This window comes from Shewanella vesiculosa, assembly GCF_009994065.1.
Taxonomy (GTDB): Bacteria; Pseudomonadota; Gammaproteobacteria; order Enterobacterales; family Shewanellaceae; genus Shewanella; species Shewanella vesiculosa.
This window is the reverse complement of record NZ_JAACSD010000009.1, coordinates 1-15,730: the sequence shown is the minus strand read 5'-3', so window position 1 is coordinate 15,730 and position 15,730 is coordinate 1. Positions and strand designations below refer to the sequence as shown.

General features: G+C 42.3%; 12 protein-coding genes and 1 pseudogene. 8 read left to right on the top strand and 5 right to left on the bottom strand.

The window, feature by feature from the left end; genetic code table 11:
- Nucleotides 1–132: 132 nt before the first annotated feature.
- From ftsX to ftsY, 3 genes are read right to left on the bottom strand one after another with little or no spacing between them, the layout of a single operon-like run.
- The gene (gene ftsX, locus GW828_RS10825; protein WP_273058945.1) at nucleotides 133–1,098 is read right to left on the bottom strand and encodes a permease-like cell division protein FtsX; all 966 of its coding nucleotides are present in this window, start codon (nucleotides 1,096–1,098) and stop codon (nucleotides 133–135) included.
- The gene (gene ftsE / locus GW828_RS10820; protein ID WP_124017400.1) at nucleotides 1,095–1,781 is read right to left on the bottom strand and encodes a cell division ATP-binding protein FtsE; all 687 of its coding nucleotides are present in this window, start codon (nucleotides 1,779–1,781) and stop codon (nucleotides 1,095–1,097) included. Before ftsE ends, ftsX begins: the two co-directional genes overlap by 4 nt.
- A gap of 3 nt (nucleotides 1,782–1,784) precedes the next feature.
- Nucleotides 1,785–3,482, bottom strand: coding sequence for a signal recognition particle-docking protein FtsY (ftsY, locus tag GW828_RS10815; RefSeq protein ID WP_273058947.1), 1,698 nt, complete (start codon nucleotides 3,480–3,482; stop codon nucleotides 1,785–1,787).
- A 181-nt stretch (nucleotides 3,483–3,663) separates the two neighbouring features.
- On the opposite strand from ftsY, the gene rsmD reads away from it, so the two are divergent.
- Together rsmD and GW828_RS10805 are read left to right on the top strand one after the other, a co-directional pair.
- Nucleotides 3,664–4,263, top strand: a complete 600-nt coding sequence (gene rsmD / locus GW828_RS10810) for a 16S rRNA (guanine(966)-N(2))-methyltransferase RsmD (protein ID WP_273058949.1) — start codon at nucleotides 3,664–3,666, stop codon at nucleotides 4,261–4,263.
- Nucleotides 4,264–4,267: 4 nt separating this feature from the next.
- Complete coding sequence (locus GW828_RS10805) at nucleotides 4,268–4,567, top strand: hypothetical protein (protein ID WP_273058951.1); 300 nt, start codon at nucleotides 4,268–4,270, stop codon at nucleotides 4,565–4,567.
- 80 nt (nucleotides 4,568–4,647) lie between these two features.
- Here the strand turns inward: GW828_RS10805 and GW828_RS10800 are convergent, their stop codons facing one another.
- Nucleotides 4,648–5,211 (bottom strand): NapC/NirT family cytochrome c, encoded by a 564-nt coding sequence (locus GW828_RS10800; RefSeq protein ID WP_124017396.1) that lies wholly within the window; start codon nucleotides 5,209–5,211, stop codon nucleotides 4,648–4,650.
- A 529-nt stretch (nucleotides 5,212–5,740) separates the two neighbouring features.
- Here GW828_RS10800 and GW828_RS10795 point away from each other — a divergent pair.
- From GW828_RS10795 to GW828_RS10770, 6 genes and pseudogenes are all read left to right on the top strand, one after another.
- A complete protein-coding gene (locus GW828_RS10795; protein ID WP_273058953.1) occupies nucleotides 5,741–6,487 on the top strand; it encodes a PepSY domain-containing protein in 747 nt (248 codons plus the stop codon).
- Nucleotides 6,487–7,212 carry a hypothetical protein gene (locus tag GW828_RS10790; RefSeq protein WP_273058955.1) on the top strand — a complete coding sequence of 242 codons (726 nt, stop codon included), beginning with the start codon at nucleotides 6,487–6,489 and terminating at the stop codon, nucleotides 7,210–7,212. The genes GW828_RS10795 and GW828_RS10790 overlap by 1 nt, the downstream gene beginning before the upstream one ends.
- Before the next feature lie 248 nt (nucleotides 7,213–7,460).
- The gene (locus GW828_RS10785) at nucleotides 7,461–7,832 is read left to right on the top strand and encodes a hypothetical protein (protein ID WP_273058957.1); all 372 of its coding nucleotides are present in this window, start codon (nucleotides 7,461–7,463) and stop codon (nucleotides 7,830–7,832) included.
- Nucleotides 7,833–7,937: 105 nt separating this feature from the next.
- Nucleotides 7,938–8,157: pseudogene (locus GW828_RS10780) on the top strand (heavy metal-binding domain-containing protein); the annotation flags it as partial.
- A gap of 214 nt (nucleotides 8,158–8,371) precedes the next feature.
- Nucleotides 8,372–9,886: an efflux RND transporter periplasmic adaptor subunit gene (locus GW828_RS10775; RefSeq protein ID WP_182697690.1), complete on the top strand. Its 1,515-nt coding sequence runs from the start codon at nucleotides 8,372–8,374 to the stop codon at nucleotides 9,884–9,886.
- A 12-nt stretch (nucleotides 9,887–9,898) separates the two neighbouring features.
- A complete protein-coding gene (locus GW828_RS10770; protein WP_124017391.1) occupies nucleotides 9,899–13,033 on the top strand; it encodes an efflux RND transporter permease subunit in 3,135 nt (1,044 codons plus the stop codon).
- 1,331 nt (nucleotides 13,034–14,364) lie between these two features.
- Here GW828_RS10770 and GW828_RS10765 read toward each other — a convergent pair.
- On the bottom strand, nucleotides 14,365–15,603 hold the full coding sequence (locus GW828_RS10765) for a hypothetical protein (protein ID WP_273058959.1): 1,239 nt from the start codon (nucleotides 15,601–15,603) through the stop codon (nucleotides 14,365–14,367).
- Nucleotides 15,604–15,730 lie beyond the last annotated feature (127 nt).

Here is a 15,730-nt window from a genome sequence, read left to right as displayed (position 1 = left end):
TAAACTATCAACTATATGACATCATATGTCAAATAAGGTTCAACTAGGTGAACATTTTTACCGCAAGATAGCCACAAAGCAAGTGAACAAAGGTTCATTTATTATCAGCTGCTGATAATTATACGCCTGCTATTATGACGGTTCAATGCTACGTAAGTGCTGACGTACAGACAAATACGAACCCAACCAGCCTAAAAATGAGGCCAATAATACCAGCTTAATCAACTCAGAAAATGTTAATGCTTGAATCGTTAACTCACTACCGTATAAACCCAATAACTCGGCTAAAGCACCATCAAGATACCACACTAACACATTAATAATCAGCCACGCCAAAATCCCGCCTATCACGCCATACCAAATTCCAGTATATAAAAATGGCCGTTGAATAAAGGCTTCTGTCGCGCCGACGAGTTTCATGACTTCAATTTCGGTTCGACGATTCATGATCGCCAAACGAATGGTGTTACCAATCACTAATACCACTGCGAGTACCAATAAAGCAGCAATCGCTAGTACGGTTTTTTCAAGTAACTTAAGCAATGCTTGCAAACGTTCTAGCCATTCAATGTCTAAACGACCAAAATCAACTTCGGATTCGCGTTCTAATTTTACTAATAACTCACGCGCACCTGTTGGACTAGAGTATTTAAGCGAAGGCGTTACCGTAACTACAGCAGGTAATGGGTTTTCATCTAAATATGACAGCGCCTCACCAAAACCAGATAAACGCTGAAACTCTTCTAGTGCTTGCTCGCGACTAATGTAAGTGACTGATTCAACTTCACGAAAAGCTTTAATGCGCGACAATAAACTTTGAATAGATTGTTCACTGCGCCCTTTGTTAATAAACAATGAAATTTCTGCGGCACTGTTCCAAGACTGAGTGATATTTTCGGCATTTTTAACCAATACCTGCAGTGCAGCCGGTAAGCTTAAACTCACGCCCAATACAGCCATAGTCATAATAGATGATACTGGGTTGCGCCAAAGTTCGCCCATACTCGACATGCCTTGCTGCACATGACGAATAAAAAACATCACGATTCGGCCACTCAAGGGTAATTTACTTTGAGTAATACTCGGTTTTTTACTCATCGCATATTCTCCTCAGCAGCTGAACGTTCCCCACCAAGCATTCGTCCTTCACGCAGCGTAAAAGTACGGTATTTCATGCGCGCGATGAGACCTAAATCATGGGTGGCAATAAGCACGCTGGTACCTGAGTCATTAAAGGCCTCAAATAAGCGTAAAATATCCATCGATAATTTAGGGTCCAAGTTACCCGTAGGTTCATCGGCTAGCAGTAAAGGAGGCTTATTAACAATAGCGCGCGCGATACCGACGCGTTGTTGCTCACCACCAGACAGCATTATCGGTAAATGTCGTTCTTTGCCATATAAACCGACCATGTCGAGAGCACCTGCGACACGCTTACGAATTTCACCATGGGTAAAGCCTTCAATCACTAACGGTAAGGCGATATTGTCAAAGACAGTTTTATCCATCAGCAAGTGATGATTTTGGAAAATCATGCCGATATTACGTCGTAAATAGGGCACATGTTTCGGCCCTACATTCGCAATATTATGCCCATTAATAGACACCTTACCTGCCGTGGCACGTTCAATCACGGTAATCAATTTGAGCAAAGTGCTTTTACCGGCACCAGAATGGCCAGTTAAAAAGGCCATTTCACCTTGTCGAAGATGAAAATTGACATCCATAAGGGCTTTTTGGCCCCCTGAATAGACTTTACTGACCTGCTCAAATTGGATCATATATTATTGGTCCGTTTTATCCTGACTAAATAATGCTTCAATAAAATCATTGGCGTTAAAGGTACGCAAATCATCAATTTGCTCACCCACACCAATATGGCGGATCGGAATAGAAAATTTATCGGCAATCGCAAAAATAACCCCACCTTTGGCGGTACCATCTAACTTACTGATGGTAATGCCAGTCACACCAACCGCTTCTTTAAAGAGTTGCGCTTGGCTAATGGCATTCTGCCCGGTACTCGCATCCAAGGTTAGCATCACTTCATGGGGAGCATCAGGGTCGAGTTTTTTCATTACTCGCAACACCTTTTTTAACTCTTCCATTAAGTGGCTTTTATTCTGTAAACGCCCAGCGGTATCGGCAATCAATACGTCAACTTTACGTGCTTTAGCAGCTTGTAAGGCATCAAATATGACTGAAGCACTGTCAGCACCAGTATGTTGTGCCACTACCGGAATATTATTGCGCTGCCCCCATACTTGTAACTGCTCTACCGCTGCTGCGCGGAAAGTGTCACCCGCTGCTAACATGACAGATTTACCTTGGCTTTGATACTGTTTAGCGAGCTTACCTATGGTGGTGGTTTTGCCCACGCCGTTGACACCAATCATTAAAATTACAAACGGGCCATTAGCATTTTCGGCAACCAAAGGAACGGCTACCGGATCGAGCATTTTTTGCATTTCTTCACGCATTAAATCATAAAGTGCTTCGGCATTTTTAAGTTGTTTACGTGATGCATGTTCGGTGAGGCTTTTGATCAATTTAGTCGTCGTTTCTACGCCAACATCGGCAATCAATAATTGTTCTTCAAGTTCTTCAAATAACTCATCATCAATTTTTTTACCGCGGAAAAAGCCAATGAAACCTGAACCGATATTTTCACTGGTGCGCATCAAGCCACGCTTTAAACGGGCAAACATACCTTCTTTCTGCGGTTTAGCTTGAGGCTCATCTTGTTCCTCTAACGCAATCGACTCTATTGGAGCCTGTTGTTCAACTAACTGCTCGGCGGCTAGCGCTTCACTAGCTAAGATTTGCGCAGCAATATGCTCGGCCTCAATACGGGCTTGCTCTGCTTGCTCATGCTCAAGGCGTTGTTGCTCCGCCTGTTCGGCTGCCAGCTTTTGGGCTGCCAACACTTCTGCGGCCTGACGTTCTGCTGCAATTCGAGCGGCCTCAAGACGATAAGCCTCAACACGATCAGCCTCAACACGAGCCTGCTCTGCTTGCTCATGCTCAAGCCGTTGTTGCTCCGCCTGTTCTACTGCCAGCTTTTGGGCTGCTAGCACTTCTGCAGCCTGACGTTCTGCTGCAATACGAGCTGCCTCAAGACGATCAGCTTCAACACGAGCCTGCTCTGCTTGCTCATGCTCAAGCCGTTGTTGCTCCGCCTGCTCGGTTGCCAGCTTTTGGGCTGCTAGCACTTCTGCGGCCTGACGTTCTGCAGCAATACGAGCTTGCTCAGCGCGTTCATTGTCTAGACGCTGATGCTCGAGGCGCTCAAGTTCCAGTCGCTCAGTTTCTTCTATACGGGCGGTGTCATCGGCTTGCTTGTGCAGCTCAGCATGTTGGGGTTGTTCAGTAGCCTCTGTAGCAATGTCATGCTGTTTATCAACATCAAGCTGTTGTTGATCTTCACCTTCAGGGACGGGCTTATCTTTACGAAACCAGGAAAAAAAACCTTTCTTTGCCATGTTTGCTACCAGTATTTATATGCTTAAAAATTCAGTTGAAGCCGTTTGTTGCATCTCTAACCAGTAAAATGATGAATACTCACATTTAATCACAAGTTTGATATAAAATAACGACGGTTCAGATTGTGGCATAGTCTACCACTTTCTTTTTTCTTTGTTCAGGCAAAATCACGAGGATGAGATGGCTAAAAAAAATACCAGCAGCGGTCAGGTGCGGATTATTTCAGGTCAATGGCGATCTCGAAAGCTACCCATACATGATCTTGAAGGTTTACGCCCAACAACCGATCGTGTGCGCGAGACCTTATTTAATTGGCTTGCTAACGATATTCGTGGCGCCAGAGTACTTGATTGCTTCGCTGGCAGTGGCGCATTATCCCTCGAAGCTTTATCCCGTTATGCCAGCTTTGCAACCATGATTGAACTGCAAAAAAATGCGGCTAATCAGCTAAAACAAAATCTTGCCACCCTGCAATGCCAAAATGCACAGGTTATTAATGGCGATAGTTTACAAATACTTGCAAAAGGCACTACAACAGGATTTGATATGGTGTTTATCGATCCGCCGTTTCGTAAAGATTTAGTAAACAACACCATTGAGTTATTGATGCAACATCAATGGTTAAACCCCAATGCACAAATTTATCTCGAAACCGAATCAGAATTGACCTCATTCAATGTGCCAGCTACCTGGGTTGCCTTAAAAGAAAAAAAGGCAGGTCAAGTATGTTATCGACTGTACCAATACCAGCCGAACAATACCGAATTATCGGCCGATTAAGTCAATGCCGATATCAATAAACGATATTGTACTTATTGGTAAAGCGGCTACTTTGTCGATGTGGTGTTTGGTGGCTTACGGCTGGTTTATTTTCAGCGCAGACGTTTTGCTCTTTATTAATGTATTAGCCTGCATTACCGCGGTGATGCACCTGCTACTAGTACTCATCACATTCTTAAAAAATCCCCGTAACAACAAGCCTGCGTCACATTATCGGGCGATTTTGCTTTGGGGAGTATTTGCGCTATTTGAGCAGTATCATTCACAGCACTCTAGCCCGCTTATTAACAGCATCAACAAATAATCAAACGCCGAGAAGCTGAACCATTGGTATAAAAAAACCTCGTTATTTAACGAGGTTTTTTAGTTAACAATATCGGCACATTACTTTTTAGGATAAGGATGCGCGACACCTTTGTGACAATCGACACAGGTCTTTCTGTCTTCTGGTGCTTTTTTAAAGTTCATACTGTGCATTCTTACGGCCATTTTCTTCATCGTATCTGGCTGATCTTCATAAATTCGAGTGTGGCAATGGCGACAGTTAGCTGAATCATTACCGCGAAAGTATTCTAATGCTAAATCAGCTTGTTCTTTACGGTTTTCATCTAACCATTCTTGCGTCATAAAGCCATCAATGGTCATTAAACCAATTAAATCTTTAGAAACAATAATTTTTTTAACTAAATAATCAAATGGGCCATGTGGTAAATGACAATCTTGACATTGCACTGTGACACCGGCTCTACCACCACCATGAGCTGACGCCATAACCTCATCTCTTAACGAATGGTCACGGTGACATGTCATACAAAAAGCATCGGTACTTGTTGCATGCAAAGTTTGTTGTGTTGTGAAATAACCTACGACACCCACTATTACACCAACCACTATAAGGGCAATAATCGAGTACTTCGCGCTTGGTTTAAATAGTGCACGCCAGTTCATTGTTCAATCTCCGTAATAGCAAAAAAGGAATTTCTAATATTTATAAGTCTAGTTTAGGATTATTCGAAATTATAAAATTGATTTTAGTCGCTATTTTGAGAATTATTTATCTAAAAAATGTCTAAAGTGCGAGCTAGGTCTCGACTTTTGCACATACATGACCGAAATAAATATCGATGACTAAATTTAGTTAACCAAGCGGTCAATAAAGATAATGCTCAGCGACAAAATGAGTTAAATGCCACCTAATTTGACTACGGCTATAAGCCTTCGCCCTTGGCTAGCGGCTGATAACACTTAAGGCAAAATATTAACCACAGCAAATTTAAGTCAATGCATTTTCTTTGATAAAGGTACGGCTATTGTCGTCCGTTGACAGCACTTGTTTAGCTTCACGATTAACATAAATTGCTGCAAACTGTGAGTCACTTAACCGCTAATGCTAACTCGATGGTCATTTAAAGCCTGATTGACTCGCATAAAACGCTTTTTAACCAAACCAACAACAAAAATAATAAGGTTAATTTGAATGCATAAAACTGCAAGAACACTCCATAAATGGCTAATGCTTTTTCTCGGGCTACAGTTCGTTATTTGGTCAGTGACAGGAACATATATGGTGTTTATGCATATTGACTATATTCATGGTGATTCGCTGATCAGTAACCCCCAGACAAAAATCAACCCCGATAAACTAGAGTATTCATTGGCAAAACTGTTACAAACTTACCCTAAAGCTGAGCAAATAAGCGTCGGTAAACTGATGCAACAAGACGTATATCGCTTTTCCATTCCAACCAAAACAGCAACTCAGCAGCTAATGCTAAATGCCCAAACAGGGGAACGTTTATCGCCACTTAATCAAACAACAGCCATTGCATTAGCCCAATATTATTACCTTGGTAATGAGCCTATTACCGACGTGAGTTTACTGACCGATAATCCGCCTTTTGAACTTAGTGCTCGCCACTTACCTGCGTGGCGAATTAATTTCGACCACTTTTCCGCACCATCAATTTATATCTCTGCTGACAGCGGATTAGTAGTAGCAAAGCGCCATGCATTTTGGCGTTTATTCGACTGGATGTTTCGCTTTCATGTGATGGATTATGGCGATGCTGAAGAAATCGATAATCAATTATTATTCTGGATAGCTCTGTTCTCAACTTTAGCTGCCGTTAGCGGGTTAACCTTGACGTATTTCAGGGTATTACGTCGTACTACAAACAAACGCAAGCCTATGTTGAGTAAGCGTAAACACAGTGGGGTTACCTAATGCTTTGGGTCAGAAAACTGCATAAATGGGCATCTGTCATTGTAGGGATCCAGTTACTGCTATGGTTAATCAGCGGCCTGTATTTTAATCTCATGGATCACAATAAAGCCCAAGGACGGACTCATCTTAACGATACTCACGCTGACGTGGTCATAGAAACTCATCGTTTGCTTGAACCTAGCACTATTTTGGCCACGTTTAAGCCTAGCGTGTCACTGAACCTCATGACTTTATTAGGTAAGCCTTACTACTTATTAACCCATGAAAAAGGCTTATACAATAATCTCAACCATGACTACACCTTAGTTGATGCGTATAACGGTAACCCAGTCGTAATTGATACCACAATGGCACAACAGCTGGCCAAAGCGTCCTACTCCGGAGAGGCCGAAATCAGTTCAACTCGCTTACTCACCCCACCATTAGACGACTTTCCAAAACAGCACAATGACACTTGGCAGATAAACTTTGCCGATAACATTACCACCAGCGTGTATATTGAAGCGCAGTCGGGTCGACTCGTCGGCCACAGTGATGAACATACACGTTTAGCCGATGTATTTTTTATGCTGCACTTTATGGATTACACCAATCAAGGCAGTTTTAATAACATCCCTATTATGATGTTTGCATTTATCACTTTATGGTTAACCTTCAGTGGATTAATTTGGGTGATTGATATGCTCAAGCGCAACAGGTATCGGCTCAAACTAAAAGGTAAATAATGCCGTTTTAAACCTAAGTGGACCCTAAATTAATGAAATGGAATGTGTATCACACGATAATGGTCATAAAAGCGTTATCATCATTTTCAGATTAATGAATATAATGTGTTATTACTTGAAAGATGTTTACTGAAGTAAAGGTCTGTTAAGCTAACCCCATAAAACGACTTGGTTAAGGCTAAATGAGAGCAAAGCAGTCAAACTATTGGATCATCATAATCACTTTGTTCGCACTTGTCGGACAGGGGTTGCTGACTAATGACAGTTTGATGGTGCCAATGGCCCATGCAGAAATGGCTCAAAAAATGTCCGCTAACACTGACACCAACACCACAACAACGATGATTCACGGAGCAATGAAGAATTGCCATGATATGCCAAGTGCTGTCAATAATGTGGATGAATCCATTGCTGCATCGTTACCGCAAACCAGCTGTTGTAATGGTTCAGGTGTTTGTAGTCCGGATTGTAACCACTGTTTGACTATTTCGTTTACCGCTAACCTAATTGATATGCCATTGGCGATGCTTAATATTCCGGTCTATCCTGCACCGCTTGCGATGGTTGTTAACCGTGTATCAATCGCTTTCCCTCCTGCGTTCCGCCCTCCTATCGCTTAATTCAATTGATCATTCTTGTGCGTTGAGCACAGTCAATACTATTGTTTTTTAGCGTTTATCATCATGACGATCGTCAGTATTATCATGATGAATATCGAGGTTATTATGAAAAATTTACCATTTTTTAGCGTGCTATTAAGCGCATTCGTTGGTGTCATCATCCCAGCAGTTCTCACATCACCTGTTGCTTATGGCGCAGAGCACGATCATACCCAGCATCAGTCGCAAGCCAGTCAAACCTATACTTGCCCGATGCACCCTGAAGTGATCAGCGATAAAGAGGGACGCTGTCCCATCTGCAATATGTTCCTCGTCGTCAAAGAGGAGCAAGCTGAGTCCAGCGCTGGCGACACTCATCATCCAATGGCAAACATGCAGCATCCAATGACAAACATGCAAAACGCTATCCCAGTAGAACAAAGCATAGCAAACAAGTTTAATTGATTATCCTTGTGCATTGCGTACGTTCAATATAATTGTTTTTAGTGTTTCTCATCATGACGATCGTCAGTATCGTCATGATGAATATCGAGGTTGTTATGAAGAAATTACCACTTTCTAGTGTGCTACTAGGCGCGTTTGTTGGGGTAATAATCCCTATTACTATGACATCACCTGTCGTTTATGGCGCAGAGCACGATCATGCCCAGCATCAGGTACAAGCTGGTAAAACCTATACTTGCCCGATGCACCCTGAAGTGATCAGTGATAAAGAGGGAACCTGTCCAATTTGTAATATGTTTCTCGTCGTCAAAGAGGAGGAAGAAGAATCCACAGTTGACGACACTCAGGCGCCAATGGCAAACATGCAAAGTGCTGCTTCTGTAGAAAAAAGCCAAGCAGATAAGGTGTTTAGTCAACCTGAACCCGCATTAGTCGCTAAATTAATGCCGACAGCCAATCAAAGCGATAGCACCAATGTAAAATATGTCTGTCCTATGCATCCACATGTGATATCCGATGCACCTGGAACTTGCCCTATCTGTGGTATGAACCTTGAAAAAGTGACCGTGACAGACCCAAGCCAAGAAATTGTGGTCGGTGTATCTGGCGGCATGCAGCAGGCATTAGGCATGCGAAGTCATGTCGTCGAAAGAACGAGCTTATCTCGCCAAGTGAACACCATAGGCACAGTAGAATATAACCAGAATGCAATTGGCCATGTGCATACACGCGCAACCGGGTGGATAGAAACGCTAACGGTAAATAACGTGGGACAACAAATAAAAAAGGGCCAACTTTTATATGAGCTGTACTCGCCAGAACTGGTCAATGCCCAAGACGACTATTCCCAAGCACAAGACTACCTTAAACAAGATACAAAACGGGGCAGTAGTTTATTACGCAAAGCACGCAAACGCTTAGAACTACTCGGTGTTGATAGCTCTGTAATTAAGCACTTAGAAAAAACCGGTGAAACCATTTTTAAAGTACCTTTTTATGCTCCGCAAGATGGCTTTATCAGTAAGTTAACCGTTCGCGATGGTATGTACATTCAGCCAGGTGATACCTTGTTTGAAATCGTTAATTTAGACAGCGTATGGGTGATTGCAGATGTGTTTGAAAACGAACAAAATTGGTTACAACAAGGTCGTAAAGTCACTGTGAGTGCCGCGGCGCAAGGACTGTTTGATATCGACTCAACCATTGACTACATCTACCCCGAATTAGACCCAGTCACCCGCGCAATGCGAGTGCGGATCAAACTGAATAATCATCACGACAAGCTTAGACCCGGTAGCTTAGTGGATGTGACCTTATATGGTTTGCCTAAAAATAACGTGCTCACTGTACCAACTGAAGCGCTGATTCTTACCGGACGTGAGAACCGTATTGTGGTGCAGCGCAGTGATACCAGCTTTGCTTCGGTGCCAGTCAAAATTGGTATGATGGCAGACGGTAGAGCCGAAATTTTAGAGGGACTGAATGAACATGACAAAGTGGTTATTTCAGGGCAGTTCTTATTGGACTCAGAAGCCAGTATTCAAGGCAGTTTACAGCGTTTAAGTAATGCGCCAATAAACGCCACTGCGACAGATGCTCACCAGCACTAAAGGAGCACAACAATGTTAGCAAAAATTATCAGTGCTTCAATAAAACAACGCGTTATGGTGTTGGTACTCACGGCCGTTATCGCCTTAGTGGGTTATCAAGCGATGCGCATGACACCACTCGATGCGCTTCCCGACTTATCCGATGTGCAAGTGATTGTTAAAACGTCATACCCAGGCCAAGCACCGCAATTGGTTGAAGATCAAATTACCTATCCATTGTCATCGGCCATGCTTGCCGTGCCCGGTGCTAAAACGGTGCGTGGGTTTTCAATGTTTGGCGATTCATTTGTGTACGTCATTTTTGAAGACGGCACCGACATTTATTGGGCACGTTCACGGGTATTAGAATACTTGTCTCAAACCCAAGATCAACTGCCTGCCGGCGTTACGCCAAGCATTGGGCCAGATGCTTCTGGTGTAGGTTGGATTTTTCAATACGCCTTAGTCGATCGCAACGGACAATATGATTTAGCTCAATTACGTTCATTACAAGATTGGTTTTTAAAGCTTGAATTACAAAGTGTTGCAGGAGTATCTGAAGTTGCTACCGTCGGTGGTATGGAACAAACTTATCAAGTGGTCGTCGACCCGCATAAGCTAGCTTTGTATCAAATCGACTTAATGACCATTAAAAATGCCTTAGATAATTCCAATAGTTCGACTGGCGGCTCGGTGATTGAAATGGCCGAAGCAGAATATATGATCACCTCAAGTGGTTATCGCCAGACCATTGCTGACTTTGCTGAAATTCCCTTAGGTATTTTGTCCGAAACCGGCACGCCGGTATTAATGAAAGATGTCGCGCAATTAAGAACCGGCCCGGCAGCGCGCCGTGGCATTGCCGAGCTTGATGGTAAAGGCGAAGTCGTCGGCGGCATTGTCGTAATGCGCTACGGTGAAAATGCCCTTGAAACCATTAATAATGTGAAGAAAAAACTCGAGCAAATCAGTAATGGACTACCTGATGGTGTCGAGTTAGTCACCACTTATGACCGCTCAGACTTAATCCTGCGCTCAGTCGATAACCTTACCCATAAAGTGCTTGAAGAAATGCTCGTAGTTGGGCTTATTTGCCTACTGTTTTTACTGCATGCCCGCTCAACCTTAGTGGCGATTATCACCTTACCTATTTCAATTTTAGTCAGCTTTATCGCCATGAATATTATTGGAGTCAATGCCAACATTATGAGCTTAGGCGGCATTGCCATTGCCATTGGTGCTGTGGTTGATGCCTCTATTGTGATGGTCGAAAATACTCATAAACATTTAGAACATTATCGTCAAAAACACGGTAAGGCTCCTGAGGGAGAAGATCACTGGCAACTGGTAAAAGAAGCCTCAATTGAGGTCGGCCCAGCACTGTTCTTCAGCTTATTGATCATTACATTAAGCTTTACTCCAGTCTTTGCCCTTGAAGCGCAAGAAGGACGTTTATTCCATCCACTGGCCTTTACTAAAACCTTTGCTATGGCCGCATCTGCAATCTTAGCAATCACCTTAATTCCGGTATTAATGGGCTATTTTGTCCGAGGAAAAATCCCTGATGAGCGTAAAAACCCTATTAGTCGGGTATTGATTGCTATCTATCAGCCATTACTTAAATGGGTACTGAACTTCCCTAAAATCACCATTGGATTGGCGATTATTGTACTATTCAGTGCTTACTACCCATTAAGCCAGATGGGATCAGAATTTATGCCCACCTTGGAAGAAGGTGATCTGCTCTATATGCCAACCACATTGCCCAGTGTCAGCGCGGGTAAAGCGGCAGAAATATTGCAGCAAACCGACCGACTAATAAAAACCGTTCCCGAAGTTAAACGGGTATTTGGCAAAGTGGGCCGCGCTATTACCGCAACGGATCCTGCACCGCTCACCATGCTCGAAACCACTATTATGCTCAAACCCACAGCAGAATGGCGTGATGGCGTAACCTTAGAAAGCATTATTGCAGAACTGCAAAAAACTGTACGTATTCCAGGGATGACCAATGCTTGGGTGCAACCGATTAAAACTCGTATCGATATGTTATCTACTGGGGTGAGAACACCTGTTGGCATAAAGATATCGGGGTCGAATGTCGAAGAACTGCAACGTATTGGCGCTGAAATAGAAGCGGTAGTAAACCAATTACCTGGGACAGTGTCAGCATTTTCACAGCGCAGTAGCGGTGGGCGATATATTGATATTACCCCAGATCTTAAAAATGCTGCACGCTATGGCATGACCTTAAAAGATATCCAAGATGTAGTGCAAATGGCTATTGGTGGCATGACCATTGGTGAGTCAATTCAAGGCCAAGAACGCTATCCCATCAACATACGTTATCCGCGAGAGTTACGAGATAATATCGAGAAACTCAAAAACTTACCTGTGCTGACTAAAACGGGGAAATACTTACCCTTAAGCTATTTAGCTGATCTCAAAATCAGTGATGGTGCCCCCATGTTAGCCAGTGAAAATGGCCGCCTGATCTCATGGGTGTTTGTCGATCTCAAAGACATTTCGATTGGTGAATATATCGTTGCGGCTGAAAAGGCACTTAAGCAACAAATTACTCTGCCTCCGCGCTACAACTATAGCTTTGCGGGACAATACGAGTACATGCAGCGGGTTGATGCTAAGATGAAAATGGTGATCCCATTAATGATTGCGGTGATTTTTATGCTGCTAATGATGACATTTAATTCGGTCATACAAGCATCGGTGATCATGCTAAGTTTGCCTTTTTCATTGGTAGGTAGCGCATGGCTACTTTATGGGCTGGATTTTAACTTTTCCGTTGCAGTATCGGTCGGTATGATTGCCCTCGCTGGGGTTGCAGCCGAGTTTGGCGTAGTAATGCAGGTATACCTTAATAATAGTATTAAGGCCTATAAACAAGCCGGCAACTACCACAGTAGAGCGGATTTAACTGCCGCCTTAGTTGAGGGTGCCGTAATGCGAATTCGCCCTAAAGCCATGACAGTCGCCACCATATTTTTTGGTTTACTGCCAATTATGTGGGGTAGCGGTACTGGCAATGAAGTTATGCAAAAAATTGCCGCACCTATGGTCGGCGGTATGGTGACTGCGCCGCTATTATCGCTATTTGTTATCCCCGCAATTTACTTACTGATATATGGTCGCAAGTTGCCTAAGCAATAGCGGAAACGTTAACGCCAAGTAGATATAGACTACAAATATTTACAGCAGAAATATTTACAGCAAAAACAATCCCCAAGTCATCTTATGGCTTGGGGATTGTTGTATAAGCCTTGCTTTGGTGAACTTAAATTCGACTTAATCGATTATTAACTCAGACAAAGACGATGTAAATTAGGCAGGTTTAGGCCTGAACGGAACCGGTTTAGGGCCTTTTTACCTTAAGTAAAAAGATGTCTATGGATTTAGTTGAGCAGCACAAAGTCCTCAAGTTCAGAGTTTACTTATCCATTTCTACGCCAAGAAAACTAACTTATTTGTGGCCCATTATTGGCTGGTAGTTAAACTTTCGTCCGAATAATGCCCAACCTATTTAATATCTACTAGTTTGTTTTAAATCGTTAATTCAATGTTATTAATTACCTGCCGCAGGCTTTAGTGCAGATAATCCAGTGAGACGCCGCAAGCACATCCTTGTGGGCTTAACCAAAACATCCGTGCTTTGGATACTCCCTAGCTTATCTACACCTGAATTTTATCTCTTCGATTCAACTTAATTGATCGCTATGGAAAAGTGCTATACAAGAACATGAGTTAACTTATTTCTGGACAAAAGTGGATTTAAGATAGACCTACGATCACTAACGCTTAAGATCGCAAGGTTCCACACTGCACGGGCCAAATACTTTGTCATTCCGGCAATGTTTTTGAGCCGGAATCCAGCTTTGTTTTTTATATCTTGTACTTATGGCCTTCGGCCTACGGCCGCTAACGTCGTGGCGCTTCGACCACACCAGACCAAGAGGAAACCAACGGCTGTTCCCTCTTTACTCTTTATAAAAGAATTAGCCCAGCTGCCCGCAACATTTTCGCTTTTTACAAAAAAACAGCTGCGAAAAGTCGCCATGGGGTCAGATTTAACTTTGACCTACATTTGCAGACTGCTTCGGCCCATCATGCAATAAAGAGTGAAAATACTAACGCTTCCGATGGTACATCTGATGTGAATGGATTCACGAATGTCGTGATGGCAGGATGCCAAGGAACGACCTGTACCACGAAAGCTAGCGGGCTAGCTCACGCACTCTTTTATAAAAAAGGCTTCAACGGCCTCAAGTTCAAAGCTGAATTTAGGCTTTTTCAATCAAGGAATCTAAATCATTTATGGACAAAAATGAGCTAGAACCAAACTCTAAAAATGACGACTAGTGTTAGGAAAAGTATGGCAATCGAATATTCGATAACGCCGTTTTAAGCGGCAAATTGCAGTTGGCTAAAATAAGTGAGGCACGAACAAAAAGCCAACTGTAATTTGTCCGACTTGAAAACCCTTGTTAGGGAGAGTGTTTCCAAACCATCACATTTGCTAATTCTGCCAATGGATTTGAGAGAGTTATAATCTTTTTCAAATCATACCTTTTGGCTGAAAAAGTAACTTTGCCTTTAGTAATTTGACTTGTCCAAATGACTTTTACATTTCTACCTGGAAAGCGGGTAGTTATAGGGACTATAAATTGAGAGCAATGAATCTGTCTATTAGAAGTTACTTGTTCAGACAAATCTATAAAAGTAGCTTCAATCTGTCTGTCTTCATCAGTAAATTTAACCATCTTAAAGCCTTGTGTCGCAAATGAAGAAGCCAATTCAGTAATAGCCCCATAATTCTTTAATGACTCAACTTTTGGAAGGGCGGGAATAATAGATTCGTTATAATTTAAAATTGTTAATTCTCGGCTAGATTTTAGCGCGCCTAATCGACGTATTAACTCTTTCGATAAATTGAATAATTCATGCTTTTCCAATTCAATATTTTTTAAATTATTACCCTTTCCAAATTCAGCTAATACTAGATCATTTGAAACGCTATAAGAGTGATGCTGTGCAATATTTCTCCATTGATTGATTCTAATTCCCCACGGATATGGCTTCGTAAAGCTATCAGATGAATTTAACTCTTCAATATTATTTATGATACGTCCGAAATCCGACTTTATCACCGATGCAATATCAAAATCTCTATCATGGCAAATTAAAAGTAAACAATAATACTCTCTTAGGAATGGCTGTATAACTGATTCTATTAATGCGCCTATTATTCTAAATAATTCAAACGCATATTCATCAAGTTCGTAATCTTCTCGAATATTTTCAAAAATAATTTGCAGTGAATACTTTGCTTGGGCCTCCCTGATTGATGGCTCGAAATTAGCCATAACATCAATTGCTTTTTGTTTGTCTTTATCTAAAGAGGAGTTCCTAACTTCAAACGCGTCAACTAAAAGCGTTTTCCATCGAGGCTTTGACATCAGCTGACCTATGCATGTAGCCTCATTCGCCAAAAGGGAAACCGCATTCTTTTCAAGAAAGTCTATGTCTTGAACGAAAGGGGTTAATAAATGAATCACCGAGCTCTTAATATCTTCTGAACTATGACCGTCTTGAACCATTCGTGTAAACGGTTCAAAACTATTAACAGAATCTAGATACTCCTGACGCAACTTTACTCTCCCTAACGCCTCAATAAGAGGCAAAAAATAGTTGGTTAAAATAAGCGACGCAGGAGCAAAAACCAACTGTTTTTTGTCCTTTGGAATGACTTGTTTTTTGTCCTTTGGAATGACTTGATACTCATTGAGCCTCCTCCCTAGCAAGCCGCATCAGCGGTATGCTTAAGGTGACTAAACCAACAGGAGAAAGCTC

Coding starts and splice junctions, on each gene's coding strand:
- GW828_RS10790 (WP_273058955.1), top strand. CDS start 6,487: ATGCTTTGGGTCAGAAAACTGCATAAATGGGCATCTGTCATTGTAGGG.
- rsmD (WP_273058949.1), top strand. CDS start 3,664: ATGGCTAAAAAAAATACCAGCAGCGGTCAGGTGCGGATTATTTCAGGT.
- ftsE (WP_124017400.1), bottom strand. CDS start 1,781: ATGATCCAATTTGAGCAGGTCAGTAAAGTCTATTCAGGGGGCCAAAAA.
- GW828_RS10775 (WP_182697690.1), top strand. CDS start 8,372: ATGAAGAAATTACCACTTTCTAGTGTGCTACTAGGCGCGTTTGTTGGG.
- GW828_RS10805 (WP_273058951.1), top strand. CDS start 4,268: ATGCCGATATCAATAAACGATATTGTACTTATTGGTAAAGCGGCTACT.
- ftsX (WP_273058945.1), bottom strand. CDS start 1,098: ATGAGTAAAAAACCGAGTATTACTCAAAGTAAATTACCCTTGAGTGGC.
- GW828_RS10770 (WP_124017391.1), top strand. CDS start 9,899: ATGTTAGCAAAAATTATCAGTGCTTCAATAAAACAACGCGTTATGGTG.
- ftsY (WP_273058947.1), bottom strand. CDS start 3,482: ATGGCAAAGAAAGGTTTTTTTTCCTGGTTTCGTAAAGATAAGCCCGTC.
- GW828_RS10800 (WP_124017396.1), bottom strand. CDS start 5,211: ATGAACTGGCGTGCACTATTTAAACCAAGCGCGAAGTACTCGATTATT.
- GW828_RS10795 (WP_273058953.1), top strand. CDS start 5,741: ATGCATAAAACTGCAAGAACACTCCATAAATGGCTAATGCTTTTTCTC.